The sequence below is a fragment of the Pseudomonas sp. PS01300 genome (assembly GCF_029960155.1).
In the GTDB taxonomy this organism is placed as follows: Bacteria; Pseudomonadota; Gammaproteobacteria; order Pseudomonadales; family Pseudomonadaceae; genus Aquipseudomonas; species Aquipseudomonas palmensis.
Map to the genome: position 1 here is coordinate 16,289 of NZ_JASCPN010000049.1, position 25,894 is coordinate 42,182.

19 protein-coding genes and 1 pseudogene are annotated in these 25,894 nt (G+C 60.0%); 7 read left to right on the forward strand and 13 right to left on the reverse strand.

Going from position 1 to position 25,894, the window contains the following annotated elements; all coding sequences use genetic code 11:
- The first annotated feature begins 33 nt into the window (after positions 1-33).
- A complete protein-coding gene (locus QMX96_RS20175; protein ID WP_282362287.1) occupies positions 34-1,188 on the forward strand; it encodes a hypothetical protein in 1,155 nt (384 codons plus the stop codon).
- An 817-nt stretch (positions 1,189-2,005) separates the two neighbouring features.
- Positions 2,006-2,350, forward strand: coding sequence for a YggL family protein (locus QMX96_RS20180; RefSeq protein WP_282362288.1), 345 nt, complete (start codon positions 2,006-2,008; stop codon positions 2,348-2,350).
- 142 nt (positions 2,351-2,492) lie between these two features.
- Here the strand turns inward: QMX96_RS20180 and QMX96_RS20185 are convergent, their stop codons facing one another.
- On the reverse strand, positions 2,493-3,464 hold the full coding sequence (locus QMX96_RS20185; RefSeq protein WP_282362289.1) for a TauD/TfdA family dioxygenase: 972 nt from the start codon (positions 3,462-3,464) through the stop codon (positions 2,493-2,495).
- A gap of 463 nt (positions 3,465-3,927) precedes the next feature.
- On the opposite strand from QMX96_RS20185, the gene QMX96_RS20190 reads away from it, so the two are divergent.
- Positions 3,928-4,761 (forward strand): hypothetical protein, encoded by an 834-nt coding sequence (locus QMX96_RS20190; protein WP_281892241.1) that lies wholly within the window; start codon positions 3,928-3,930, stop codon positions 4,759-4,761.
- Between the two features lie 4 nt (positions 4,762-4,765).
- Positions 4,766-8,083 carry an ATP-dependent helicase gene (locus tag QMX96_RS20195; RefSeq protein WP_282362290.1) on the forward strand — a complete coding sequence of 1,106 codons (3,318 nt, stop codon included), beginning with the start codon at positions 4,766-4,768 and terminating at the stop codon, positions 8,081-8,083.
- A gap of 245 nt (positions 8,084-8,328) precedes the next feature.
- Here QMX96_RS20195 and QMX96_RS20200 read toward each other — a convergent pair.
- Positions 8,329-8,391 (reverse strand): annotated as a pseudogene (locus tag QMX96_RS20200) (hypothetical protein); the annotation flags it as partial.
- Positions 8,392-8,606: 215 nt separating this feature from the next.
- Here QMX96_RS20200 and dacB point away from each other — a divergent pair.
- Positions 8,607-10,070 (forward strand): D-alanyl-D-alanine carboxypeptidase/D-alanyl-D-alanine-endopeptidase, encoded by a 1,464-nt coding sequence (dacB, locus tag QMX96_RS20205; protein ID WP_043864605.1) that lies wholly within the window; start codon positions 8,607-8,609, stop codon positions 10,068-10,070.
- A gap of 85 nt (positions 10,071-10,155) precedes the next feature.
- On the opposite strand, the gene rlmKL is transcribed toward dacB, so the two are convergent.
- On the reverse strand, positions 10,156-12,354 hold the full coding sequence (gene rlmKL, locus QMX96_RS20210) for a bifunctional 23S rRNA (guanine(2069)-N(7))-methyltransferase RlmK/23S rRNA (guanine(2445)-N(2))-methyltransferase RlmL (protein WP_078479588.1): 2,199 nt from the start codon (positions 12,352-12,354) through the stop codon (positions 10,156-10,158).
- Between the two features lie 540 nt (positions 12,355-12,894).
- On the opposite strand from rlmKL, the gene QMX96_RS20215 reads away from it, so the two are divergent.
- On the forward strand, positions 12,895-13,110 hold the full coding sequence (locus QMX96_RS20215) for a ribosome modulation factor (RefSeq protein WP_078479587.1): 216 nt from the start codon (positions 12,895-12,897) through the stop codon (positions 13,108-13,110).
- Between the two features lie 94 nt (positions 13,111-13,204).
- Here QMX96_RS20215 and QMX96_RS20220 read toward each other — a convergent pair whose 3' ends face one another.
- From QMX96_RS20220 to ppsA, 9 genes are all read right to left on the reverse strand, one after another.
- On the reverse strand, positions 13,205-14,230 hold the full coding sequence (locus QMX96_RS20220; RefSeq protein ID WP_043864607.1) for a quinone-dependent dihydroorotate dehydrogenase: 1,026 nt from the start codon (positions 14,228-14,230) through the stop codon (positions 13,205-13,207).
- 154 nt (positions 14,231-14,384) lie between these two features.
- Entirely contained in the window at positions 14,385-15,428 is a 1,044-nt protein-coding gene (locus QMX96_RS20225; RefSeq protein ID WP_043864608.1) for an OmpA family protein, read from the reverse strand.
- Positions 15,429-15,537: 109 nt separating this feature from the next.
- Positions 15,538-16,128, reverse strand: a complete 591-nt coding sequence (sigX, locus tag QMX96_RS20230) for an RNA polymerase sigma factor SigX (protein ID WP_026001337.1) — start codon at positions 16,126-16,128, stop codon at positions 15,538-15,540.
- Positions 16,129-16,216: 88 nt separating this feature from the next.
- The gene (locus QMX96_RS20235) at positions 16,217-17,041 is read right to left on the reverse strand and encodes a mechanosensitive ion channel domain-containing protein (protein ID WP_043864609.1); all 825 of its coding nucleotides are present in this window, start codon (positions 17,039-17,041) and stop codon (positions 16,217-16,219) included.
- Positions 17,042-17,043: 2 nt separating this feature from the next.
- Positions 17,044-17,298, reverse strand: coding sequence for a CrfX protein (locus tag QMX96_RS20240; RefSeq protein ID WP_173925061.1), 255 nt, complete (start codon positions 17,296-17,298; stop codon positions 17,044-17,046).
- A gap of 92 nt (positions 17,299-17,390) precedes the next feature.
- Complete coding sequence (locus QMX96_RS20245; protein ID WP_043864611.1) at positions 17,391-18,386, reverse strand: zinc transporter ZntB; 996 nt, start codon at positions 18,384-18,386, stop codon at positions 17,391-17,393.
- Between the two features lie 27 nt (positions 18,387-18,413).
- Positions 18,414-18,902, reverse strand: a complete 489-nt coding sequence (gene rraA / locus QMX96_RS20250) for a ribonuclease E activity regulator RraA (protein ID WP_282362291.1) — start codon at positions 18,900-18,902, stop codon at positions 18,414-18,416.
- 91 nt (positions 18,903-18,993) lie between these two features.
- Complete coding sequence (locus tag QMX96_RS20255) at positions 18,994-19,986, reverse strand: alpha/beta fold hydrolase (protein ID WP_043864613.1); 993 nt, start codon at positions 19,984-19,986, stop codon at positions 18,994-18,996.
- A gap of 108 nt (positions 19,987-20,094) precedes the next feature.
- Positions 20,095-22,470: a phosphoenolpyruvate synthase gene (ppsA, locus tag QMX96_RS20260; RefSeq protein ID WP_043864614.1), complete on the reverse strand. Its 2,376-nt coding sequence runs from the start codon at positions 22,468-22,470 to the stop codon at positions 20,095-20,097.
- Positions 22,471-22,647: 177 nt separating this feature from the next.
- Here ppsA and QMX96_RS20265 point away from each other — a divergent pair, with 177 nt between their 5' ends.
- Positions 22,648-23,466 carry a pyruvate, water dikinase regulatory protein gene (locus QMX96_RS20265; RefSeq protein WP_043864615.1) on the forward strand — a complete coding sequence of 273 codons (819 nt, stop codon included), beginning with the start codon at positions 22,648-22,650 and terminating at the stop codon, positions 23,464-23,466.
- A gap of 90 nt (positions 23,467-23,556) precedes the next feature.
- On the opposite strand, the gene QMX96_RS20270 is transcribed toward QMX96_RS20265, so the two are convergent.
- The coding region (locus QMX96_RS20270; RefSeq protein WP_282362292.1) for an NAD-glutamate dehydrogenase domain-containing protein at positions 23,557-25,894 on the reverse strand (2,338 nt) is incomplete at its 5' end.

Sequence of the window (25,894 nt, forward strand, 5' to 3'; positions counted from 1 at the left end):
TATCATCAAGACGACATGCTGAAGGAGCTATTCATGGAAGAAAGAAAGCTAAAAGACTGGGAAAAGAGCATACAAATCCTTTTCGAGAAATCTCCCCACCTTAAAGGCCTTATCAAAAACCCCGTTTATTACTCTAATGCGCCATGGGCTGCACAGGTGAATCGCCACTTTCTCAGCAACACTGGAGGCTTTGCTGGTGAACACTTCTATCGCGTGGTGTTCAAGCAAGGATCTCCCCAGAGCCTTATGACCATTGGCTCCGGCGAACTATCCGGGCTAAAAACAACTAGTGTCGTACACAAAGGCCGGATTAAAGCCGTCGCAGGGCTAGAGCTCGTCGAAGTGCCGACTGCCTCCAATCTGCTGCCGATGTTACTGATGATGGGCATGTTCGGAGCAATTCAGCATCGCCTTGCTTACATCTCAGACATCTGTATAGATATTCGAAATCGCCAGATCATTGGCGATCATGCAAGGCTTGAAAGAATATCGGAAGTCATCTTGGACTGCTTTGAGGGCATTCCAGAAATGGATCAAAACATGACGCGATTGAACCTGGCGCGCATGGTTAGCACTACCGATGAATGCTTGGAGCTTGTGGTCGTTCTGCGGGAGGAACTGGCGGGTGAGAGCCGCGCTAAAAGTGTACCGTATTGCACCTATGATGGAATTTTGGTGGAGGTACAAGGGCCGAACTGGTCTAAATCCACCTATGTACCGGCTGATTTCATGCGAAACATGACGCACCACAACGTCTTCGCCGCTTATGAGCGATTTGTTGCGGGGAAAATTTGCCAGATAGTTCTCAGCGGTAATTACTCTCCGAGCAACATCGAACGTAGCAAGCAGTCGGCTATCCGAGTAATAGAGCCAATTCGTAAGATTTTTGAAGAGCGAATAAATGCGCATAGAAACGGCGGCGATGAGCTTGCAAATCTTATTCAACAGCTGAACCAAAACTGCGATGCGGACATAGGCAACTGGACACCCTATGATTTGAACCGGGCATATTCTCAGCAGCTAAAAACCATTTCCAACATTGAGGATAGGCTCCATCAGCTTCTAGATGCAAAACTAGAGAGCTTTGACTTTCTTTCCCGCTTGGCCAACACAGATCAGATTGATGTGTATCTCATTGATGGCGCTATTGTTATTAGCGAAAAAGAAGACTCCACGCTGCAGAAGTGAAGGATCGTATTGCCAAGCGCACAGATCATTCTTGTGGGGGTATCTTGTAAAATTGCGACTAACCCCCCCCAAGGACGGCTGTGGATATTCCTCAACAACCAGAGAGCTTCTTACCGCAGATTGGAAGCGTGCCAAGCGACAAGCAAGCAGATTCGATAGGGGCAGGAGCTCCTTGAAGGCTCGACAGCGCCCCTGTGATCCCCAGCGTGCAAATCAGCGATGATCAGACCGTCACTGATGCGACGCTCAAGTCGCAGATCAAGTCCACACACGCTGCCACGCGGAGACTTCCTCTGCAGTGGCGAAAGAAATGGTAGCGGCTGAGCATCATTACCCTGAGCTCTACTCCGCCATGACGCAAGGTGATGAAGAACCTGTCGAGCACTGCTCTACGTGCGGTCAGTTTAATACTCTAACGAAAGGATAGACCCCCGACTCTGCTGCTCCGTTCATGCTGCCATCGTCAAGCTGCCTGAGCTGACCGGGCTGAGCAAGCGGAGCGCGCAGCCGTGCAGGATGGAAGCCCAAAGGGCCAAGACCGGCCATTCATGGCCTGGCTTGGTTCACGACAGCCAGCCCGACAGGGCACGGCAAACCACCGACCATCCCTCAGAAGCGCCAAGGATATAGAGGGGTAAATCATCGTCCATTGAGCCTACCCAAAACCGTGCTCATGGCCTCAATGACAAAGAGCCATCAAACGCGCCTTGGCTTGGCTCGCCTTCGCAGCCCAGATTCATAGGTCGACCAGACAGGACAGGCATTTGGACTTATAAGCTGATAGACTGCGCGCCGTAATTACTCAGAGGATTTTTTGATGGCCACTAACCGCTCCCGTCGTCTGCGCAAAAAGCTTTGTGTGGACGAGTTTCAGGAATTGGGCTTCGAGCTGAACCTGGCCTTCAAGGAAGACCTGGATGACGAGGCTGTCGATGCCTTCCTCGATGCCTTCCTGAGCGAAGCAATGGATGCCAATGGCCTGGACTACGTCGGCGGCGACGATTTCGGCCTGGTCTGCAAGGCAGAACGCGGCTCGGTTACCGAAGAGCAACGCGCAACCGTCGAAGCATGGCTCAAAGGCCGTAGCGAAGTGACCAAGGTTGAAGTCAGCCCACTGCTCGACGCATGGTACCCAGAAAAGCCGATCAACGCTTCTAAGTGATCGCGCTGAGCCGCAGTGGATAACTGCTGGCTTGTGAAGAAAACCACCCTTCGGGGTGGTTTTTTTGGAGCATTGCAGCGCACTCAGGCTGCAAGCGAACTCCACTGCGCATGAGCAGCGCGTTAGGCACGCCCTACCCCTCTCAAGGCCAGAGTATGTGAGAACTGTCCTCATGCCACTGCGATGCATCAAGGCCAGTCGTATCTAGGCCATACGCACGCAGCAACCAACGGGACTTCGCTCCATGCTCCTCGCCCACCTCCGAACGACCGTGAAGGCAAGTCCGATTGTTTACCAAAATGACGTCTCCGGGCGCCAGCGAGTAGCCTTCAACACAGACCTTGCACGCAGCTTCAAATGCGTCCATGGCCGCATCTGCATCCTTGCTCTCTTCTGTATCAGTCTGCGTTGAGCTATGGCTGTACCTGATCCATGGCGAATCGTCCACCCAGAAAAGCAGCTGGGAACCCTCTACGAACAGATCAAATCCAAACAGCTCCTTCAGACGCTTCTTGAACGTGAACTGCGGGCCGATGATGTATTGCGGCTGAGCCAACTCGTGGAGCTGATCTTTAGTCAGATGGCGTAACACGCTCCGCAGCGGCATGACGGTGGTCGGTACTTGATTCGGGTTGCGCAGACCTGCAAGGCACACAAAATCTGGCGAAGGAGAAATGCGCACGTCATAGGGATGCTGTTCACCGCGCACTGGCAGCCACACGGCATCGGTATGGCCCTTCATGGAGCCTTTAGACTTCTCCGCCTCATAGCCTTCACCTGGCTTCACCACTAGGTTGACGAACAGCGCCCCGCCATTTTCAGAACCATACGAAATGGTGCTGGAGCCAAGGACGGCATTGGCAACGATGATCGAAGCGCGCGCCACGATCGTCGCCTCGGTATCCGGTACTGGCAGGAATCCCACAGGGGTATCGACGTCAACGTCTGGGTCGAAAACGCCCACCAGATGGATGCACGGAGTCTCCCACGCATGTGCGATGAGGTCTGAATGCACAATTCCGCGCATCGCAAGCGAATGGACAACCTCATCGACCAATGCCTGCCCCAAAGCGACCGGATCACGCAGTTGCTTCAGAGCGTCGCCGATGTCCACGGAGCTCCGCCATGCAGTCACGACCGTACGAATGGCTGCGGAAAAATGAGCGTTGATCAATTGTGTCCCTACCATTCGCAGTGATATAAAGTTGATATGGATCCAGCGTTACGCGTAACGCGCTCCATCGACCAGGACTTCCCGACCGGCCCTCACCTGAGATTTCATGAAAAATCACACTGTTACAGCCTCCGATTGTCTCAAGCACTGGGCCCATTGGCTAGATACTCTCGCCGATCAGATGGTCGTCCAGGCTGAAACCAACCATTGGGAGTGCTTGGTGGGATTGCCGTCGGGGCACAATGTGATCGGCACAGGGCATAACGCATCGCTCGCAGTACGCAGTCTGCTCAAGGAGTTAGTCGAGCAACTCCCTGCCCCACCTACTCCTTGTGAACATGAAAATGCCAGAGATGTCTCACTCCCGATGCCGGCTACGCAGCCGGCGAGACAGGAGAAGCCTATGCAGCCTAAGGATGAGGTCAAGCGTATGGACACAAAGCCCCGCCGTGAAACTATCGGAGTAACAACTAAAAGGTCGTTCCATACGGCCTTGACGCTGTTGGCTGAGGGGCGCGGTGTCGCCAAGGCAGAATTTGCTCGTGATTTGCTTCAGCAGGGATTGGAACGATTCGAGTGCGCAATGGAGACCAAGAACCCCTCCAGCCTGCTTCGCACCTACGAACAAGTTGCAAAGTCGTATGAGGGCGAAAGCGAACAGTGGTCACTACGGCTGGATCGCCCGTTGGCCAAATGGGTACGGATGACGGCAAAAGAATTTGAAAAGTCCGCATCACAGATTGCCTCCTTTTTGCTAGCCGAATCGCTGCAACACGAAGGGTTGGCCCTTGCCGCGACTGCCGCCACTTCCAAACCCACCAGCAATGCGTCTGCGCCATTCAGTCCTGGCCAACCTTCCGCCTTGCTCGACTATTCATCCTCAGAGTTGGATGAGGTATTGGCAGCAATTAAGTCCTGGCAGCGCCCCAAGCGGGCACGAGAGTTGACCGAACGTGCTGGTCTCGGCGCGCACCAAGACCTTATGCGTCAGGTGCTACAAGGGGAGACAATCGCGCCCCCTGTTGTGATAGGCGCGATATCTACGCACGTTGAGGTACCAATTGAGCTGCTGGTAGCTGGATTTTCGAGCAATTTCCAATCTCGATCGGTGCCGATGTTCAAGGCCACTAAAGGCAAACCACAGCTAGCCACGAGCCCTCATTCATGGAGTGAAGCGGTGAAAGCATTGAATCTACCGCCTGATGAAGAGCAGGCCCTACTAGATTTGGAGAGCTGAGACCTTGAATCCATTTGACAGGGCACGCCAGCAGGCCATCGAAGTCAGAAGCGTTTTGGCCGGCGAATTCCTGTCGGATGACCTCACTAGCAAACAGCTATTGGATTTCTCGTCGATCGAAGATGAATACGATGTTGCAATCCAGTTTTTGCCGCATGACCACTTCACCTTGGCCGGTGCAGATGGCGTACTGATTCGGGAAAAGTTCACTGCCTACGTTCGCAACGACAAATCATGGCCTGAGACCGCTTACCTGATAGCCCATGAACTGGGTCACTGGTTCCTGGATGCTGAAAAGCCTGCTATGTCGGTGGCAAACCTCTCCTCTATGACATCCCCGCAGGGTACGCCTGCGGTTCTCACCGTCGAAGCATACGGCGCGCGGGAACGTCAGGAACTCCAGGCCAACGTATTCGCCCGAGAGCTTTTGTTGCCGCGCACAGCAGCCCGAGCCCTGTGGGCTAGCGGATTGAATGCTAGGAAGATTGCTTCGTTTCTCAAAGTACCCTTGGAGGTAGTCAGGCTGCAGCTGTTCGACGCGCTCCTGCTCCCAGAGCTAGCTCTACTTCCTACGCCTGCCCTCCCTAACATGACGGCTGCTCAGAGCGATGCAGCGCATGCAAAAGAGAGATTTGTGAACGTTGTCGCAGGCCCTGGCACCGGCAAAACAACAACGCTTGTTCATCGGATTAAACACCTGATCAAGGAGGGTGTGAGCCCCAGTAAGATTTTGGTGCTTACCTTTACTAACAAAGCCGCTAATGAGCTAGTGGAGCGAATGCGCGCCTCAGCGATTCCTGACGCTGCAGACGTGTGGGCAGGCACCTTCCATTCGTTCGGTTTGGAATTCCTCCGCAAATACCACGACTTGTTTGGGCTTCACGCTGACATCGCCATGGTGGATAAATTGGCGAAAGTGAGGCTGATGACCAAATTGCTTCCCTCGATCAAGCTCCAGTACTACGTGCGCCTTCAAGACCCTTATGAATGGCTGCCAAAAGTGCTGGACTACATCGACCGACTGAAGGAAGAGCTGGTATCCGTAGATGAGTACAGGGCACGCCTCGCCGGCCTGCCTACGCCCGCTCCAGATGTGGTGCAACAGCAAGCAGATATCGCAGCAGTTTATGAAGCCTACGAGGCTGCGCTGCGCGCCAAGCACTGTGTCGACTACACAGATCTGGTGGCTCTGCCAACGCTACAGGCTCGAAAAGACCGCACAGCTGTAAGCCAGTACATCAGCCATTTCGAGCACATTCTGGTCGACGAGTACCAGGACGTCACGCACGTCATGGTGGAGTTTGTGCGTGAGCTCGCAGTGAGCGCCAACTCGGTGTGGGTGGTCGGGGACATTCGCCAAGCCATCCACCACTGGCGGGGGGCGTCGATCCAGAGTTTGATGAAGTTTGACTCTGCCTTCAGGCGCGGCGCGCCGACAGCTTCAGTAGCTACCTACCACCTCGATGTAAACCGACGCAGCACCCCAGAGATCCTTAATCTCTTCAGCCATACGGGACGCGTCCACTCACTGGAGGCTAGATTGCCATTGCAACCAGTGACGCCTCATCGCCCCTCTATCAACATCAGGCCAACCCTGTTCGAATGCGACTCTCCGGAAAGCCAGGCCCATACACTTACGGCAGTGGTGGATTACCTCGCGAAAAATGGTGTGGATTACCGAGATCAAGTCGTCATCAGTCGCAGCACAGCAGATATTGAAAGCGCCGCAGAGCACCTGTCAGCCAACGGGATTCCTTGCCTGTATATAGGTGATGTCTACCAGCGCCCCGAGATCAAGCGGCTTGTCTGCCTGATGCAGTTGTTGTGCACCCGACAGCCTCGATCACTGATTGGCCTGCTTCAAGAGCCAGCATTGGCAATGTCCATGCCGGATATGCAGCAACTCATGACCTGTACCTCACCGGGTACCGGGGTCACGCTGCAACGAGGAAAATGGCTTGGCGTTCCCGGTCTAGGTCTATCTGCAGCGGGTGAAGCGGCTAGTGCGACATTGGCCGCGCTCTTGGCCGGATTTAATCGACACACCAATCCTTGGGAGTTTGTCTGCACCGTACTGCTTGATCGTCGCTACGGGCTACCCAATCCCGCCGATACGAGCATCCGCGCTCACACCGAGCGCCTTGCGATATGGTTATTCGTGTATGCCGTACGCAATAGTGAAGGCAGCGCCAAGGAAGCCAGGTTATCCGCGTTCCTGGTGCGCGAAGACTTACGCCGCCGAATCAACGAGAAATTGGCTGACCGCAGTGCGCCTCCTGAAGCTCGCGCACTCAATGCCATCACGCTGATGACGGTTCATGGGAGTAAAGGGCTTGAGTTTGACGCCGTCCACGTCACGGACGTTAACAAATCAGCCTACGGGAAAGAGATACCCTGGGATCACGATCCACGCTCGACGCAACTGATCCCGCCCGAAGTGCTTAACAGCACACTGGCAGAGCATCAGTTCGAAGAGGCTGTAGAGCGCAACAATCTGCTATACGTTGCCCTGTCCCGTGCTCGCGACCAGCTTTTTCTCTATGAGACGAACTCTCGGGATCGACCTCACGCTCTCGCCACTGCAAATGCTTTACTTGACCGCCGCACAGGCTTAACCCCTCCTGCGACCGTCATGCCTGCCTTTGCAAGCAGTGCAACCGCAACAACTCCTCTGGCCATCGATTACAGTGCATTTGAGTCCTACTTGAGTTGTCCGCTGCATTACCACTACCGGTATGAGCTCGACCTCACCGCCGAGCAGGACATCGACATATCCATCCGGGCTCGCTGGGCCGTCATGGAAGCACTTCAATCCACTCTCAAAGGCATGTCAGCGCAGGTGGCGTTTAACAATGCATGGGAAAACCATGACCTTCCGGAATTCGCACTTGATCAGGCGCTTTACTCGGATGCGGTCAAAGCTTGCAACAAGGGCCTGCAGATCATTCACGACACCGGTAGTACGATCGTAGAAGGACTGCATGCGGACATACATGGCGTTCGTATACAGCTGCCGTGGATGCTCCAGGCGAACACACCACAGGGCATTGAGCTTCACTGGTTACGCACGCATGCCGGCGTAGAAACAACTTCGCGCCACTTCCGCCCTCTGATGCTGGCAATGACCACGTTGAAGGCAAAATCTGGCACGGTGCATTCGCTGATCAGCGAGAAGATCAAAAGAGACACCCCCTCCAAAGCTCCCCAGAGCACTGCTGTGCACAAGATGGCTCCGCTGTTTTCCTCAGGATACAGAGGCGCAAAAAAAGGCTGGCTATGCCGGCGCTGCCCCTACCTAAGCATCTGCGAAAACCGACCTTAAACGGGCTTCTCTCTACACGCCGTTGCACCAGAAAGCAGTGGCTCTGCTCATTCGCGCAAGCGGATTTGTGGGGTGCCTGGGCGATTGGAGCACGTGGATGCCTCGATGCTAGGTCGGGCGCATGCAGTGCTTTGAGGGCAGTTCAAGAGTGCTGCGAGAGAGTCGCTTGAAGGTGGGGCAGGATTTCGGGGAGGAAAAGAGAATGGGGATTTTTGACAACCAACTGACTATTTTTTGCTAATTAGCAAAACCTGGAACTCGTCTACACACAGTTTTTTACGCAGACGGCGGGAACGGTTGGTCGCCATGAAACAATCCTCTTAAGTAATAACGCGCGGCACTTTACCAGTTCCACCGCGAAACTGCCTGAATAAAACCCGAAAAATCGCCGCACTGACAGGCATTGTTAGGCACATGGGCAGCATGCGTGGTGCATAATGCGCGCTATATTTTTCCATACCGGGGCCGTCACCCTATTGCGCTCTGGTTTTTTTCACCCCTCGCCTGCAGGGTTTCAGTGCAAATGACCACATCTCTACGTTCACTGCTGTTCGCCGGCCTGCTGCTGCCACTGGCCATGCCGGCCCACGCCGCCCCCGTCAACACCACCCTTTCGCCCAAGGTGCAACAGGCCCTCAAGACCAACAAGCTCGACGGCTCCGCGCTGTCGCTGGTGATGCTGCCGCTCAATGGTCCGGGCACACCCACGGTGTTCAACGCCGATGTGTCGGTCAACCCGGCCTCGACCATGAAACTGGTCACCACTTATGCCGCGCTGGAAATGCTCGGTCCGACCCACCAGTGGAAAACCGAGTTCTACACCGACGGCACCCTGAGCAACGGCACCCTCAACGGCAACCTGTACCTCAAGGGCGGCGGCGACCCCAAGCTGAACATGGAAAAACTCTGGCTGCTGATGCGCGACCTGCGCGCCAACGGCGTACAGACCATCAATGGCGACCTGGTGCTGGACCGCAGCCACTTCGTGCAGCCCCAGCTTCCCCAGTTCAACGACGACGGCGGCGATGAAAACAAGCCGTTCCTGGTCAAGCCCGACTCCCTGCTGGTCAACCTCAAGGCCTTGCGCTTCGTGGCACGCAACGATGGCGGCAAGGTCCTGGTATCGGTAGAGCCGCCCATCGCCAGCATCCGCATCGACAACCAGGTCAAGGCGGTACCGGGCAACCAGTGCAAGGGCGAAGTGCGCTACAACCCGGTGACCCAGGCCGACGGCGTCAGCGTGGTGGTCAGCGGCCAGTTGGCTGACGGCTGCAACTCCCAGACCTACCTGGCACTGCTCGACCACCAGACCTACGCCGCCGGCGCGGTACGTGCCATCTGGAACGAACTGGGCGGGCGCATCATGGGGGCTGACCGGGTTGCCGAAGTTCCCAAGAGTGCACGCCTGCTGGCCCGCGCATTCTCCCCGGACCTGGTGGAGGTGATCCGCGACATCAACAAGTACAGCAACAACACCATGGCCCAGCAACTGTTCCTGAGCCTGGGCGCGCAGTACCGCACCGATGCCGACGGCGACGATGCCCGTGCCGCACAGCGTGTGGTGCGCCAGTGGCTGGCGAAGAAAGGCATCACCGCGCCGCATCTGGTCATGGAGAACGGTTCAGGGCTGTCGCGTGCCGAGCGTGTCAGCGCCAGGGAAATGGCCACCCTGCTGCAGGCAGCCTGGAAGAGCCCCTACGCTGCCGAATTCATCAGTTCGATGCCGCTGACCGGCATGGACGGCACCATGCGCAAGCGCCTCAAGCGCACCGCCATGACCGGTGAAGCACACATCAAGACCGGCACCCTGAATACGGTGCGTGCCATCGCCGGCTTCAGCCGCGACAGCAACGGCAACACCTGGGCAGTGGTGGCAATTCTCAACGACCCCAAACCCTGGGGCGCCTCGGCAGTGCTCGACCAGGTGCTGCTGGACCTGTACCGCCAGCCAAAGCTCAACAGCAGTACCGCAGCGCTGCAACCCTGAGCCGGGCTCAGGGCTCCACCCGGGCATGTAGGCGGTGGCTGCAAGGTAGCCACCCCCCACACGCCTGATCACATCCTGCGCGCCATCAGCGCGCCTGGATGCGCCATGCGCGGTGGATCTTGCTGTTGCGCGCGAAGTCCGGGTCCAGGGTCTGGGCGGTGATCTCCTCGACCGCGTAACGCTCCTGCAGGTGTTCGTCGAGCTGGAACTTGCGGAAGTTGTTGGAGAAATACAGCACGCCACCCGGTGCCAGGCGCGCAACGGCCAGGTCAAGTAGCTCCACATGGTCACGCTGCACGTCGAACACCCCTTCCATGCGCTTGGAGTTGGAGAAGGTCGGCGGGTCGATGAAGATCAGCTCGTACTCCTCGCGGCAGGCCTGCAGCCACGCCATCACGTCGCCCTGCTCCAGGCGGTTCTTGTCCGAAAAGCCGTTGAGCGAGAAGTTGCGCCGCGCCCAATCCAGGTAGGTTTTCGACAGGTCGACACTGGTGGTGCTGCGCGCGCCACCCTTGGCCGCATGCACGCTGGCCGTGGCGGTATAGCAGAACAGGTTGAGGAAGCGTTTGCCGGCCGCCTCGCGCTGGATGCGCATGCGCATCGGGCGATGGTCGAGGAACAGCCCGGTATCGAGGTAGTCGGTCAGGTTGACCAGCAGCTTGACGCCGCCTTCGCTCACCTCGGTGAACTGACCCTGGCTGCTCTGGCGCTCGTACTGCTTGGTGCCGGATTGCCGCTCGCGCCGCTTGATCACCACGCGGCTCTGGTCGATGTTCAGCGCCTGGGGGATCGCCGCCAGGGCATCGAACAGACGCGCCTGGGCTTTTTCCGGGTCGATCGAACGCGGCGCGGCGTACTCCTGAACATGCACCCAGTCATGGTAGAGGTCGATGGCCAGCGCGTATTCCGGCATGTCGGCATCGTAGACGCGATAGCAGGTTATGTTCTCGCGCTTGGCCCACTTGCCCAGTTGCTTGAGGTTCTTCTGCAGGCGGTTGGCGAACATCTGCCCGCCTTCGCTCAGACGCGCCGGCTCGCTGGCGACTGAAACCACGGGCTCGCTCGGCTCGCTGCCCCGCTCGCGCTCTGGCTGACGACGCTCGCCGGTGACGAACTGATCGGGCTGCACCCTGATCAGCAGCAGCTTGCACGGCAGCGCGCCGTTCCAGAAGGCGTACTGCTTGTGGCTGCGAATACCCATGCGCTTGCCCAGATCGGGCGCGCCGGTGAATACCGCCGCCTCCCAGTTCAGGCAGGCCTGGCGCAGGCGCTCGCCCAGGTTCTGGTAGAGATACAGCAGGCTGGCCTCATCACCCAGACGCTCACCGTAGGGTGGGTTGCAGATTACCAGGCCCTTCTGGTTCTGGTCGGGACGCGGCTCGAAGCTGCCCACTTCGCCCTGGTAGATCTTGATCCAGTCGCTCAGGCCCGCACGCTCGACGTTGTTGCGCCCTGGCTGGATCAGCCGCGGATCGGCCTCGTAGCCGCGGATCCACAGCGGCGGACGTGCCAGCCCGGCTTCGGCGCGCGCCTTGGCCTCGTCGTGCAGCTTGCGCCACAGCGCCGGCACGTGACCAAGCCAGGCGCTGAAGCCCCAGCGCTCGCGGCGCAGGTTCGGCGCGATATCGGCGGCAATCATCGCCGCCTCCACCAGGAAGGTGCCCACACCGCACATCGGGTCGGCCAGCGCGCCGCCCTGGGCGGCAATACGCGGCCAGCCGGCACGGATCAGCACGGCGGCGGCAAGGTTTTCCTTCAGTGGCGCAGCCCCCTGCTGCAGACGGTAGCCTCGCTGGTGCAGGCTGTGGCCGGACAGGTCCAGGGACAGAATCGCCTCGCCGCGTTCCAGGCGCAGGTGCACACGCAGATCGGGGTTGAGCTTGTCTACCGAAGGCCGCTCGCCCGCCGCGTTGCGCAGCTTGTCGACGATGGCATCCTTGACCTTGAGCGCGCCGAAGTGGGTGTTGTCGATGCCCGAGCCGTGCCCGCTGAACTCCACGGCCAGGCTGCCAGTGGCTTCCAGGTGATCCTGCCAGTCGACGGCGTTGACCCCGTCATACAGGTCATCGGCGTTCTTCATGTTGAAGCGCTTGAGCACCAGCAGTACGCGGTTGCCCAGACGCGACCAGAGGCACAGGCGATAGGCGGTTTCCATGTCGGCTTCGCCGCGAATGGCCGAGGTGTGCTCTCGCACATCCTCCAGGCCCAGCCCACGGGCTTCTTCGGCAAGCAGGCCTTCCAGGCCCTTGGGGCAGGTGAGATAGAGTTCGAAACGGTCCGACATGAGTAATCCAAGCCTTGAGCAATAGGTGAAAAGGCAAGCGCATCGCCCCTTCGCTGTTTGATCGAACGCCTTCCAGCAGGCGTTCGAATGGCGCTGACATGGCGCCGGGCCGCCGGACAACGGCCATTTACCCCAGGGTAAAAAGGCTTTGATCGTCCGGCAGAATGAAAAATTCTAGTAAAACTGCGACTTTTTATGACCCTTCGTCGTTTTGAGCCCCTGCGTTGGAAGTGATTCTCAACGATGGCGTTCTGACCTGAGCCATGAGCAAAGCCTGATCATAGCTGGCTTTGCCTTCATTTCGCCGCTGAAGCAATTTTTTACTTATCCCCTGACCCTTGGAAAGGTTACGTCCTTATGACAAAACGATCATTCACACTGTGACCTGCATTGGTTAGAACTCGTATCAGGTTGTCCTGCAACGGGGCAACACTTCCAGCTCGCCACGCCGGCAGCGAGCGCATAACCGGCAGAACGATTCTGCCCGGCCTCAGCCGAGGCCGACGGGACATTACAGTCAACAAGTGAGGGCAACACCCTATGAGAAGACTTAAGCGTGATCCGTTGGAAAGAGCATTTTTACGTGGCTACCAATATGGGGTCACCGGCAAATCCCGCGAGCTTTGCCCTTTTACTCTACCGTCAGTACGCCAAGCCTGGGTCAACGGCTGGCGCGAGGGACGTGGCGACAACTGGGACGGTATGACCGGCACTGCGGGTATCCATAGACTCAACGAACTTCACGCCGTTGGCTGAACGAGGATCTGAATTCTAGTCACCATGCACGCTCTATCCGAGCGGCGGGCTGCGGCCCAGGGGCCCCTTTTGAGGGGCCCTTTTTTATGCCCGCTCAGCGTGGCCCCATGGCGGCGATGGCGTCCACCGACTCGCGAATCAGCGCAGGCCCCTTGTAGATGAACCCGGAGTAGATCTGCACAAGGCTTGCACCGGCTGCGATCTTCTCGGCGGCGTGCTTGCCTTCGGTGATACCGCCTGCTGCGATGATCGGCAGCTTGCCACCCAGTTCGGCGGCCAGCATGCGCACCGTGTGGGTACTCTTGTCGCGTACCGGGGCGCCCGACAGCCCACCGGCCTCGTCAGCATGCGCCAGGCCTTCCACGCCTTCGCGGCTGAGGGTGGTGTTGGTCGCGATCACTGCGTCCATGCCAGTGGCCAGCAAAGCCGACGCCACCTGTGCGGTTTCCTCATCGCTCATGTCCGGGGCAATCTTGATGGCCAGTGGTACGCGCTTGGCATGGGTCAGGGCCAACGCCTCACGGCGCTCGGCCAGGGCCTGGAGCAGTTGCTTGAGCGAATCGCCAAACTGCAGGCTGCGCAGGCCCGGGGTGTTGGGCGAACTGACGTTGACGGTGACGTAGCTGGCGTGACCGTAGACCTTCTCCAGGCAGATCAGGTAATCGTCCACTGCCCGCTCCACCGGGGTATCGAAGTTCTTGCCGATATTGATGCCCAGCACGCCATGGTAATTGGCCGCACGCACACGCTCGAGCAGATGGTCGACGCCCAGGTTGTTGAAGCCCATGCGGTTGATGATCGCCTCGGCTTCAGGCAGGCGGAACAGCCGCGGCTTGGGATTGCCTGGCTGCGGGCGCGGGGTCACGGTGCCGATCTCGACGAAACCGAAGCCCAGTTGAGCGAAGCCGTCGATGGCGGCACCGTTCTTGTCCAGCCCCGCTGCCAGCCCGACCGGGTTGGCGAACTGCAAGCCCATGACGGTTACCGGCAACTGCGCCGGCGCCTTGGTCAACAGCCCGTTGAGGCCCAGGCGCCCACCTGCACCGATCAGGTCCAGCGACAGGTCGTGGGAGGTTTCCGGGGACAGTTTGAACAGCAGCTGGCGGGCCAGGGTATACATGGGCAGGCTTAGCTCGAGGTGTGGGAAGGCAGCGATTATAGCGGTGCAGCCGCCACGAAGACAGGCCCGCGTACGCCTTGCACCCACCGCCCGATCAAATCGCAGGCAAAGAAAAGCCCGGCCGGAGCCGGGCTTTTCTCAAGCGTCAGACCAATTACTTGGCTTGGGCTTCTACTTGAGCTTCAACGCGACGGTTGACAGCGCGACCAGCTTCGGTGGCGTTGTCAGCTACCGGACGGGTCTCACCGTAGCCAACCGATTCAACGCGGTTCGACTCAACACCGTACTGGTTGGTCAGAACCTGCTTCACGGCGTTTGCACGACGCTCGGACAGCTTCTGGTTGTAAGCGTCAGGACCGACGGAGTCAGTGTGACCTTCAACAGTGGTGGTGGTGGATGGGTACTGCTTCATGAAGTCAGCCAGGTTCTTGATGTCGCCGTAGCTGTTTGGCTTGACGACCGACTTGTCGAAGTCGAACTTGACGTCCAGCTCTACACGAACGACTTCAGCAACAGCCGGGCAGCCATCAGCGTCAACGGTGACGTTGGCTGGGGTGTCAGGGCACTTGTCGACGTTGTCGCACACGCCATCGTTGTCGCTGTCGGAGCAGACTTCAGCTACTGGAGCTGGCGCAGGAGTCGGTGCAACCTTGCCACCGCTACCACCGAAGTTCAGACCCAGACCCAGGGATGGGCCCCACTCGGTGTTGCCGTTGTCGATGTTGTACATCGCTTCAACGCCAGCACGGGCGAACAGGTTGTCGGTGATGTACCACTTGGCGCCAGCGCCCAGGTTGGCGAAGGTGGAGTGATCGCGACCGTTACGGGTAGCTTGGCCCAGGCTCTCGTGAGCGAAACCAGCCGATACGTAAGGACGGATTGCGTCACCAACGGTACCCAGGTGGTAGGTGGCGTCCAGCTTGGCCTTGGAACCTTTGATGTCCTTGTTGAACACGTCGCCACGAGCGTTGTGAGTCTCGTTGTAGCCCAGGTCCAAGGACACGTCGTCGGTCAGGAAGTAACCGAGGCGAACACCAGGATTGGTGCCGTCGTTCTTGAAGTTACGCTCGCTGTCGTAGTACTGCTTGGTGACGTTGCCTTCAATTTCGACTGCGCCTTGGCCTTGTGCCAGAGCGCCGAAGGAAGTTGCGGCAACAAAAGAACCAATGGCCAAGCCCAAGGTGTTTTTCAATTTCATCCGTTAAATCCCCATCTGGTGATTGTTAAGTAGTCCCACCAAACCCGGGGGACAACTCGTCGACAAGTTTAGCAGACCTTGTCGATACGTTAGAGATATTTGCGACTCACTAAGTTTCGGTGAGGCCCGCAAATTTCTCGCGTAGCTTGTCGAGCGCACGCTTGTAGCGCATTTTCGTGGCGCTCAGGCCCATGTGCATGATGTCGGCGATCTCCTGGAACTCCAGCTCTGCGACAAATCGTAGCACCAGGATTTCGCGGTCGATCGGGTTCACATGAACCAGCCATTTATCCAGCCCGCCTTTCTCTTCCGGTTTGGGGGCCTTCTCTTCAGAGGCCTCCTCGAGCGGATCGAGACTTAGCGCATCCATCAAACGACGTTTGCGCCGCTCCTTGCGGTACTGGGTGATGCATTCGTTGTAGGTGATGCTGTAGAGCCAGGTCTTGAATTTCGACTTGCCTTCGAAATTCTTCAGGCCGTACAGCACCTTCAACATCACCTCCTGACAGACATCGTCAGCATCCCGATCGTTCCCCAGATAACGTGCACACACGTTAAAAAGGGTCCGCTGGTAGCGCCGCATGAGCTCTTCATAGGCGCGAGTAACATGAAAAAGCTCCTCATGCGAACGCGCCACCAACTCCTCATCAGTGAGCTCGCGGGGGTCGTAACGCATGGGCAGCGAGTGAACTTTATTCAAAACAAATCTGGCCGACAGTCAGGTCATTGTCGCCGCTCGCCCTGCCTGGGCGATTTTGCGGCGGCATACATTAGCAGGATTTGCCCGGTTAGCGGCTACTGACCCGCTGCTCCAGGAGGATCCGGTTAGACAGCGATACCAGTTCACCCTCGTCGGTGAGCACGGTCGTCTTGACCGTGCCGATCTCTTCGATCTGCCCCTCGACCTCGCCAATCTGGACCTGCTGGCCGACCTGATAGAGCTCACGTACGTAAATTCCAGCCAGGATCTGCCCGGCGATTTCACGGCTGCCCAGGCCCATGGCCAGCGCAACTGCCAGACCAACGGTAATCAACCCGATGACAATCACGTGGTTGAGCAGGTCGGTCTTGACCTCCAACTGGCTGATGGCCACCGAAATGCTGATGATGATGACCAGGCCCTGGGCGATACGCCCGACCCCTGCGGCGTATTCCAGGCCGATGCCCTCGGCGGCACCGCGCACCAGGCCGTTGACGATCTGGGCCAGCAGCACACCGGCCAGCAGCACCAGCGCACCGCCAAACACCTTGGGCAGGTACAGCGCCAGCATGTCCAGGGTCGCCGAAACACGTTCAAGCCCCAGGGATTCGGCGGCCGAAACCAGGAAGATCAGCAGCACGAACCAGTAGACGATCTTGCCGATCAGCGTCGAGATCGGCACCTGGATGCCCACCCGGCTGAGCATCTTGGTCAGGCCGGTGCCGCCCATCAGGCGATCCAGGCCAAGCTTGGCCAGCAGCTTGGACAACAGGGTATCGAGCAGCTTGGCAACCACAAAGCCCAGCAGCACCACCACCAGCGCCCCAAACAGGTTGGGGATGAAGTTGGCGACTTTGGTCCACAAGGCGGTCATCGCCGCCACCAAGCTCTGGGTCCAGAGATCAAGTTCCATAATCAATCAGCCTTATCAGCTTTACGGGCAGAAGCGTTACGACGCACCGGCGCGACATGCGCCGAGCCATTGTTCACGGCGATCATCAGCGCCTGGCTCCAACGGCCGAGCAGGCTGAACAGATCGCCCGCGCCTACCTGACGGTTGGCGGTCTTGAGGACCCGGCCCAGGCAGGCGTCGTCGTCGCGGTCTTTGCCGGACGGCGAGGCCTTGAGCAGGTCCCGCAGGGATTCTTCAAACGGATCGTGCATGGGCACCTCGCGCAATGTCTGTCAAAGACGAGACGCTCATAGGGCGGGTCACATGAACAATCTGCGCAAATGTTGTAGGAAATTTCAAGAAAGTGCCCCTATACCCAGCGAAGACGGCGAAACAGCCACCATTGGCCCAGGGCCAGCACGAGCACCAGCAAGCTGGCATAAAGGAAGCCGTAGGGGTTTTCCGAACCCGGAATGCCCCCCACGTTGATGCCCAGCAAGCCGGTCAGAAAGCTCATGGGCAGGAAGATACAGGTGATGATTCCGAAGCGGTACATGGTCTTGTTCATGCGTTCGCTCAGGCGCCGGTCCTCGCTTTCAAGCACCAGCGCCACGCGCTCGCGGGTCAGTTCCAGCTCTTCGAGGTAGCGGATCAGGCTGTTGTTGAGCTCGTTCCAGTAGTCGGCATCGTCCGGCGCGAACCAAGGCCATTTGTTGCGCGCCAGCTGCGCATAGATTTCCCGCTGCGGCGCCAGGAACCGACGCAGGCCGGCGGCGCGTCGCCGCATCTGCTGCAGGCTGCCGTGCTCAGGCGTATACCGTTCGTCGGATTCGAGTTTTTCTTCCTCTTCATCCACCACTTCGGACAGGTCCGACACCAGCGCCTGGACCTTTTCGGTCAGCAACTGGGCCAGGCTCAGCAACAGCTCTGAGGCCGTGGTCGGGCCACGCCCCTCGTCCAGTTGCTGAAGCAGCTCGTCGGTGGCGCGCAGCGGCCGCAGGCGCAGCGAAATCACCCGCTGCGCCTGGGCGAAGATGCGCACCGACACCATGTCTTCGGGTTCGGCGCCCGGGTTGAGGTTGACCCCGCGCAGAAACAACAACATCTGCGCATCCGGTAAAGGCACCAGGCGCGGCCGGGTGTTTTCCTCCAGCAGCAGGTCACAGGCGAAGGGGCTCAGGCCGCTGTCATGGCGCAGCCAGGTCTGGGTTTGCGGGTGGCTGCGATCCCAGTGCAGCCACAGGCTCTGCTCCGGCTGCAACTGCAGATCGTCCAGTTCGGTTCGAGCGATCGAACGCGCACCGCCCTTGCCATCGAGTACCAGGGCATGCACCAGCCCCCACTGCGCGTTTTCTTCCTCGAACATCCCTACCCCACGCACCGTCAGCGAAAATTACTCGGGCATCTTCAATGGGCTGGGCGACACGATGACACCGTTGTTGTCAGCGTACACGTACTCCCCCGGCCGGAAGGTCACACCAGCGAACGTGACCACCACGTTCAGGTCACCAATGCCGCGCTTGCCGGTCTTCATCGGGTGGCTGGCCAGCGCCTGCACACCCAGATTGGTTTGCGCCAGCGCATCCACGTCACGCACGCAACCGTAGATCACCAGCCCTTCCCAGCCATTCTTGGCGGCCTTCTCGGCAATCATGTCACCCAGCAGCGCCCGGCGCAGCGAACCGCCGCCGTCGACCACCAGCACCTTGCCCTTGCCATCCAGGTCGGCTTGCGCCTTTACCAGCGAGTTGTCCTCGAAGCACTTGACGGTGACGATCTGACCGCCGAACGAATCGCGGCCGCCGAAGTTGCTGAACATCGGCTCCAGCACCTGCACCAGTTCCGGGTAGGCGTCACACAAGTCGGGGGTAAGGTAATGCATGGGAAACTCCTGTCGATGGCCAATTGAATGGAAAGCGGATTTCACACGTTCACTGAAAATACGAAGCCGGCGCACCGGCGTTTAACCAAGGCTACACGCCGACGGGCTGCGGGTCACCTGTCTCGGCCGGGGCCAGCATGGCCTGCGGGTCGCTCAGCCAGCGCTCCACCAGCGGCCACACCTGGGCCTGGGCCGGTTTGCTGACCAGCATATCGACATGACCGAAATTGTCGAAGCCTTCCTCGCGCCCCAGCCGCACGAAACGCTTGTGCTCGCTGCCTATTTGCTCGAACAACTTGCGACAGGCCCACACCGGGTCCTGGTGATCTCCGGCCCCAGCCACCGCCAGCACCGGCACGCGAACCTCGGCAAGCCCGGCCCACCAGTCGCTCTGCTTGTCGCCAAAGCGTCCGAACAGGCCGAACCAGCGCATGCTTTCCAGCGCCAGGCCGATGGGCTCATCTTCGGGCCCGCGCTTGAGCCGCGAACCTGACAGGTGTGCAAAGCGCTTGAGCAGCAGGCGCCCGCCCCACTCCACCGGTGGGATTTTCAATGGCCAGTAGGTACGGCTGACCTGAGTGCCGAAAAAGGCCGCACTGGCGACCTGCTCCTGGGCCAGGTAAGCCCCGCCCAATGCTGCCGCCAGCGTGGTACCGCCCAGCGAGTGGCCAAGCCAGTGCGGGGTGCGCCCGCTCACCTCGCACACGAACGCGGCAATTGCCGGCAGATCGTAACGGGCATAGTCCGCCACACGGTTGTGGCGGTAGTCGCGGTTGCGGGGTGACAGCCCATGGCCGCGCATTTCCGGTATCCACACGTCGAAACCGGCGCGTGCCAGGGTCGCGCCCAGGCCGATACCGCGCGGCGAGAACCAGAAGCGCCGGTTGGAAAAGCTGCCATGCAACAGGATGACCGGGGCACCGCGCACCTCGCTCTGGTCGGCCATGCCAAGGCGTGTCAGCGCCAGCTCGACCGTACGGTCGGGGCTGTTGCCGGCCTTGAGCCGATACACATCTTCGCTGAGGTCGCCGCGCCGCTCGGCACTGAGCAGGGCAACGGGAAAAAGAGTACTGCTGCTTTGCATAGGTTACTTGCACAAAAAAGGGCGAGCCCATCACTGGATCACGCCCTGAAAATCCGTTGAAGCGGCCGCCCGACGCCTCCTGGCTGGCGGCCGCTCCTCTTCAGCGCATCAGGCCTGGGCCTGGCCCTCGGCCAGGAAGAACCAGGTTTCGAGCACCGAGTCAGGGTTCAGCGAGACGCTTTCGATGCCCTGCTCCATCAGCCACTTGGCCAGGTCAGGGTGGTCGGAAGGGCCCTGGCCGCAGATACCGATGTACTTGCCGGCCTTGTTGCAGGCCTGGATGGCGTTGGCCAGCAGCTTCTTGACCGCAGGGTTACGCTCGTCGAACAGGTGCGCAATGATGCCGGAGTCGCGGTCCAGGCCCAGGGTCAGCTGGGTCAGGTCGTTGGACCCGATGGAGAACCCGTCGAAGTACTCGAGGAACTCATCGGCCAGGATCGCGTTGGAGGGCAGCTCGCACATCATGATCACACGCAGGCCGTTGACGCCACGGCCCAGGCCGTTCTCGGCCAGCAGGTCGACCACCTGGCTGGCTTCGCCCAGGGTCCGTACGAACGGCACCATGATCTCGACGTTGGTCAGGCCCATTTCGTCGCGCACGCGCTTGAGTGCACGGCACTCGAGCTCGAAGCAGTCACGGAACGATTCGCTGATGTAGCGCGAGGCGCCACGGAAGCCCAGCATCGGGTTTTCTTCTTCCGGCTCGTACAGCTTGCCGCCGATCAGGTTGGCGTACTCGTTGGACTTGAAGTCCGACAGGCGCACGATGACCTTCTTCGGCCAGAACGCTGCGGCCAGGGTGCTGATGCCCTCGACCAGCTTCTCGACGTAGAAACCGACCGGATCGCCGTAGCCGGCAATGCGCTTGTCGACGCTTTCCTTGAGCTCGGCCGGCAGGCCGGCATAGTTGAGCAGTGCCTTGGGGTGCACGCCGATCATGCGGTTGATGATGAATTCCAGGCGCGCCAGGCCGACACCGGCGTTGGGCAGCTGGGCAAAATCGAATGCGCGATCCGGGTTGCCGACGTTCATCATGATCTTGAACGGCAGGTCGGGCATGGCATCTACCGAGTTCTGGCGAATGTCGAAGCCCAGCTCGCCTTCGAAGATGAAGCCGGTATCGCCTTCGGCGCACGACACGGTCACGCCCTGGCCATCCTTGAGCAGCTGGGTGGCGTTGCCGCACCCGACCACCGCTGGAATGCCCAGTTCACGGGCAATGATCGCGGCGTGGCAGGTACGCCCGCCACGGTTGGTGACAATGGCGCTGGCGCGCTTCATCACCGGTTCCCAGTCCGGGTCGGTCATGTCGGACACCAGCACGTCGCCGGGCTGGACCTTGTCCATCTCCGAAACGTCCTTGATGATCCGCACCTTGCCGGCGCCGATGCGCTGGCCGATGGCACGGCCTTCCACCAGCACGGTGCCGGTTTCCTTGAGCAGGTAGCGCTCCATGACGTTGGCCTGGGCGCGGCTCTTCACGGTTTCAGGGCGCGCCTGCACGATGTACAGCTTGCCGTCGTCACCGTCCTTGGCCCACTCGATGTCCATCGGGCACTTGTAGTGCTGCTCGATGATCATGGCCTGCTTGGCCAGCTCGCTGACCTCTTCGTCGCTCAGGCAGAAACGGGTGCGGTCGGCCTTGTCGACATCGACGGTCTTGACCGAACGACCGGCCTTGGCCTCGTCGCCGTAGATCATCTTGATGGCCTTGCTGCCCAGGTTGCGGCGCAGGATGGCCGGGCGCCCGGCTTGCAGGGTGCCCTTGTGCACGTAGAATTCGTCGGGGTTGACTGCGCCCTGCACGACGGTTTCGCCCAGGCCGTAGGCGCCGGTGATGAACACCACGTCACGGAAACCCGACTCGGTGTCCAGGGTGAACATCACGCCGGCGGTGCCGGTTTCGGAACGCACCATGCGCTGCACGCCGGCCGACAGGGCCACCAGCTTGTGGTCGAAGCCCTGGTGCACGCGGTAGGAAATGGCGCGGTCGTTGAACAGCGAGGCGAACACTTCCTTGGCCGCGCGGATCACGTTGTCCACGCCGCGGATGTTCAGGAAGGTTTCCTGCTGCCCGGCAAACGAGGCGTCCGGCAGGTCTTCGGCAGTGGCCGAGGAACGCACGGCGACAGCCATGTTCGGGTTGCCCTGGGACATTTCGGCGAAGGCGGTACGGATTTCGGTGTTCAGCCGCTCGGGGAATTCGGCTTCCATGATCCACTGGCGGATCTGTGCGCCGGTGCGGGCCAGGGCATTGACGTCATCCACATCCAGCGCGTCGAGGGCGGCATGGATCTGGGCGTTCAGGCCGCTCTGCTCGAGAAAGTCACGATACGCCTGAGCCGTAGTGGCAAAGCCGCCGGGGACCGATACACCGGCGCCCGCGAGATTACTGATCATCTCTCCGAGGGATGCGTTCTTGCCCCCCACATGCTCTACATCATGGACGCCGAGCTTATCGAGGGAAACTACGTACTCTACCAAGGTGATCTCTCCACTAACTGTGTTGGAAAAGCTCATGACGCCGGTCAGTTCGCTGTGACCGTACCGGGCGTTTGTGGCCTGGACCTGGAAAATAAGTGAGAATGCCGACCAGGGATGTTCGGCAAACCGAACGTATCATATCCAAGAATCGTCACCAGCTTAAGGCCCAAGGCGCAAATGAAACGATCTGCTTTCTTTATTTCCGACGGCACCGGCATCACTGCCGAAACGCTGGGACAAAGCTTGTTGGCACAATTCGAGAGCATCGGGTTCAACAAGTTCACGCGACCGTACATCGACACCGTGGACAAAGCGCGCACCATGGTACAGCAAATCAATACCGCCGCAGAACGCGACGGCGTGCGCCCGATCATCTTCGATACCATCGTCAACCAGGATATCCGCGAGATCCTGGCCACCTCCAACGGCTTCATGATCGACATCTTCTCGACCTTCCTGGCGCCGCTGGAACAGGAGCTGACCGCCCATTCGTCGTATTCGGTGGGCAAATCGCACTCGATCGGCGGCAACTCCAACTACATGGAGCGCATCGAGGCGGTGAACTTCGCCCTGGACAACGACGACGGTGCGCGCACCCACTACTACGACAAGGCCGACCTGATCCTGGTGGGCGTATCGCGCTGCGGCAAGACCCCCACCTGCCTGTACATGGCCATGCAGTTCGGCATTCGCGCAGCCAACTACCCGCTGACCGAAGACGACATGGAGCGCCTGCAGTTGCCACCGGCCTTGAAGAACCACCAGCACAAGCTGTTCGGCCTGACCATCGACCCCGACCGCCTCACTGCCATTCGCCACGAGCGCAAGCCCAACAGCCGCTACGCCAGCTTTGCCCAGTGCGAGTTCGAGGTGCGCGAAGTGGAGAACCTGTTCCGGCGCGAGAACATTCCCAACATCAACTCCACGCATTTTTCGGTGGAAGAGATATCCGCCAAGATCCTGGTGGAGAAAGGCGTGGAGCGGCGCTTCAAGTAAGCCGCCCGGCCGGCCTTGCCGGCGCAACGGCCCACCCCGCCAAAAGAAAGCCCCGGCACAGGCCGGGGCTTCTTTTTACCTGCTACACACTCACGACGGCACCGCCGCCGACTGCCCGCTCAGCGCCAGGTCAACCAGCTCGCGGTTGGCCACCGCGTACATGGCGTAATCGGTGCCGGTGGCCGCACGCAGCTCATCGAGCATCGCGCGCCAGCGCTCCACCATCACCGCATGCTGCGCCAGCCACAAGGCAACCCGCGCATCCATGTCGGCAGGCGCATCGACCATCTGCAACACGGAGATGGTGATGGCGCGCTGCTGCAGGTCGATGTCATCGCGAAACGCTTCACGTGCCAGTGCCTGCCAGTTGTTCTCCACCGGCAGGTTGCTGATTTCCTGCAGGTACCAGGTCAGGTCCAGCGCGCTGCCCACGGCGAAGAACGCCTTGGCCACCTCGGCCGGGTCCTGGCCGGTCACATCGGAGGCCTCGATGATCGGCAACAGGGTGTACAGGTGCGTAGTGCCAGCCACCATGCGCGCCAGCAGCTCCGGCACGCCGGCTTCGACGAAGCCCTGGTAGCGGGTCATCCAGCGCTCGCGGGTCGGCCCCTCCAGCAGTTCGTCCAGCTTGAGCCCCAGCGCCGCGATCTTGGGCCCGAAGTGGGCCACGTCACGCCCGGCATCCTGCTCGTTGCGACGGCTGCGCAGGAACCAGCGGGTGGCCCGGCGGCCCAGGCGCATCAGCTCGTCCATCAGCGTCAGCTGCACTTCGGCGGGCACCAGGTAGTCCAGCGCCTCGATCTGGCGGAACCAGTGCGGCAGGTGGAAGATGTCGCGCACGATCACGTAGGCACCGGCCACGTTCGCCGGGCTCATGCCCGTGGACTCCTTGAGCCGCTGCACGAAGGTGATGCCCATGTTGTTGACCAGGTCGTTGGCGATCTGGGTGCTGACGATCTCGCGCTTGAGGCGATGGCGACGCATGGCCTCGGCGAACTTGTTCACCAGCGACGGCGGGAAGGCCGTCTCCATGTCGCGGGTCAGATAGTCGTCATCCGGCACCAGCGACTGCAGCAGGGCTTCCTTGAGGTCGATCTTGCTGTACGAGATCAGCACCGACAGCTCGGCCCGGGTCAAGCCCTGGTTGGCCGCAATGCGCTCGGCCAGTTGCTCTTCTGTAGGCAGGAACTCGATGGCCCGGTCCAGCTTGCCGCGACTTTCCAGGTCGGCCATCAGGCGCTTGTACTCGGAAATCCGCTCACGCGCCCGGCGCGCCGCCAGCGACAGTGCCTGGGTCTGCTTGTAGTTGTTGCCCAGCACCAGCGCAGACACTTCGTCGGTCATGCTGCCCAGCAACTGGTTGCGCTGCTTCTCGGTCATGTCACCGGCCTGCACCACCTCGTTGAGCAGGATCTTGATGTTGACCTCGTGGTCGGAGCAGTCCACGCCACCGGCGTTGTCGATGAAGTCGGTGTTGGTCGCGCCGCCGTTGAGGCCGAACTCGACCCGACCCAGCTGGGTCATGCCCAGGTTGCCGCCCTCGCCCACCACCTTGCAGCGCAGCTCGTTGCCGTCCACGCGCAACGCGTCGTTGGCCTTGTCGCCCACATCGGCGTGGCTCTCTTCGCTGGACTTGACGTAGGTGCCGATGCCGCCGTTCCACAGCAGGTCGACCGGCGCCTTGAGCAGCGCATTGAGCAGCTCGGTCGGGGTCAGCTTGTCGGCCTCGATGGCAAAGCGTTCCTTCATCTGCGGGCTGATGGCGATGCTCTTGGCACTGCGCGAGAAGATCCCGCCACCTTCGGACATGATGCTGGTGTCGTAGTCGCTCCAGGCCGACCGCGGCAGGTCGAACAGGCGCTTGCGCTCGGCAAAGCTACTGGCAGGCTCCGGGTTCGGGTCGATGAAGATATGCAGGTGGTTGAAGGCGGCCACCAGTTGCAGCTTGTCTGACATCAGCAGGCCGTTGCCGAACACGTCGCCGGCCATGTCGCCCACACCGACCACGGTGATCGGGTCCTGCTGCACGTTGATGCCACGCTCGCGGAAATGGCGCTGCACGCCAACCCACGCACCACGGGCGGTAATCCCCATCTTCTTGTGGTCGTAGCCGGCCGAACCGCCCGAGGCAAAGGCGTCGCCCAGCCAGAAGCCGTAGTCGATGGCGATGCCGTTGGCGATGTCCGAGAAGGTCGCGGTGCCCTTGTCGGCCGCCACCACCAGGTACGGGTCGTCATCGTCGTGACGCACCACGTTGACCGGCGGCACCAGCACGCCATCCTTGAGGTTGTCGGTAATGTCCAGCAGGCCGGAAATGAAGATGCGGTAGCAGGCGATGCCTTCGGCCTGGATATCGTCGCGGCTGCCGCCCAGCGGCAGCCGGCGCGGCAGGAAGCCACCCTTGGCACCTACCGGCACGATCACCGAG

What these genes read in the sequence shown, in the direction of transcription:
- QMX96_RS20175 (WP_282362287.1), top strand. Translation starts at nt 34, where the DNA reads ATGGAAGAAAGAAAGCTAAAAGACTGGGAAAAGAGCATACAAATCCTT.
- QMX96_RS20180 (WP_282362288.1), top strand. Translation starts at nt 2,006, where the DNA reads ATGGCCACTAACCGCTCCCGTCGTCTGCGCAAAAAGCTTTGTGTGGAC.
- QMX96_RS20190 (WP_281892241.1), top strand. Translation starts at nt 3,928, where the DNA reads ATGCAGCCTAAGGATGAGGTCAAGCGTATGGACACAAAGCCCCGCCGT.
- dacB (WP_043864605.1), top strand. Translation starts at nt 8,607, where the DNA reads ATGACCACATCTCTACGTTCACTGCTGTTCGCCGGCCTGCTGCTGCCA.
- rlmKL (WP_078479588.1), bottom strand. Translation starts at nt 12,354, where the DNA reads ATGTCGGACCGTTTCGAACTCTATCTCACCTGCCCCAAGGGCCTGGAA.
- QMX96_RS20215 (WP_078479587.1), top strand. Translation starts at nt 12,895, where the DNA reads ATGAGAAGACTTAAGCGTGATCCGTTGGAAAGAGCATTTTTACGTGGC.
- QMX96_RS20220 (WP_043864607.1), bottom strand. Translation starts at nt 14,230, where the DNA reads ATGTATACCCTGGCCCGCCAGCTGCTGTTCAAACTGTCCCCGGAAACC.
- QMX96_RS20225 (WP_043864608.1), bottom strand. Translation starts at nt 15,428, where the DNA reads ATGAAATTGAAAAACACCTTGGGCTTGGCCATTGGTTCTTTTGTTGCC.
- QMX96_RS20235 (WP_043864609.1), bottom strand. Translation starts at nt 17,041, where the DNA reads ATGGAACTTGATCTCTGGACCCAGAGCTTGGTGGCGGCGATGACCGCC.
- QMX96_RS20245 (WP_043864611.1), bottom strand. Translation starts at nt 18,386, where the DNA reads ATGTTCGAGGAAGAAAACGCGCAGTGGGGGCTGGTGCATGCCCTGGTA.
- rraA (WP_282362291.1), bottom strand. Translation starts at nt 18,902, where the DNA reads ATGCATTACCTTACCCCCGACTTGTGTGACGCCTACCCGGAACTGGTG.
- QMX96_RS20255 (WP_043864613.1), bottom strand. Translation starts at nt 19,986, where the DNA reads ATGCAAAGCAGCAGTACTCTTTTTCCCGTTGCCCTGCTCAGTGCCGAG.
- QMX96_RS20265 (WP_043864615.1), top strand. Translation starts at nt 22,648, where the DNA reads ATGAAACGATCTGCTTTCTTTATTTCCGACGGCACCGGCATCACTGCC.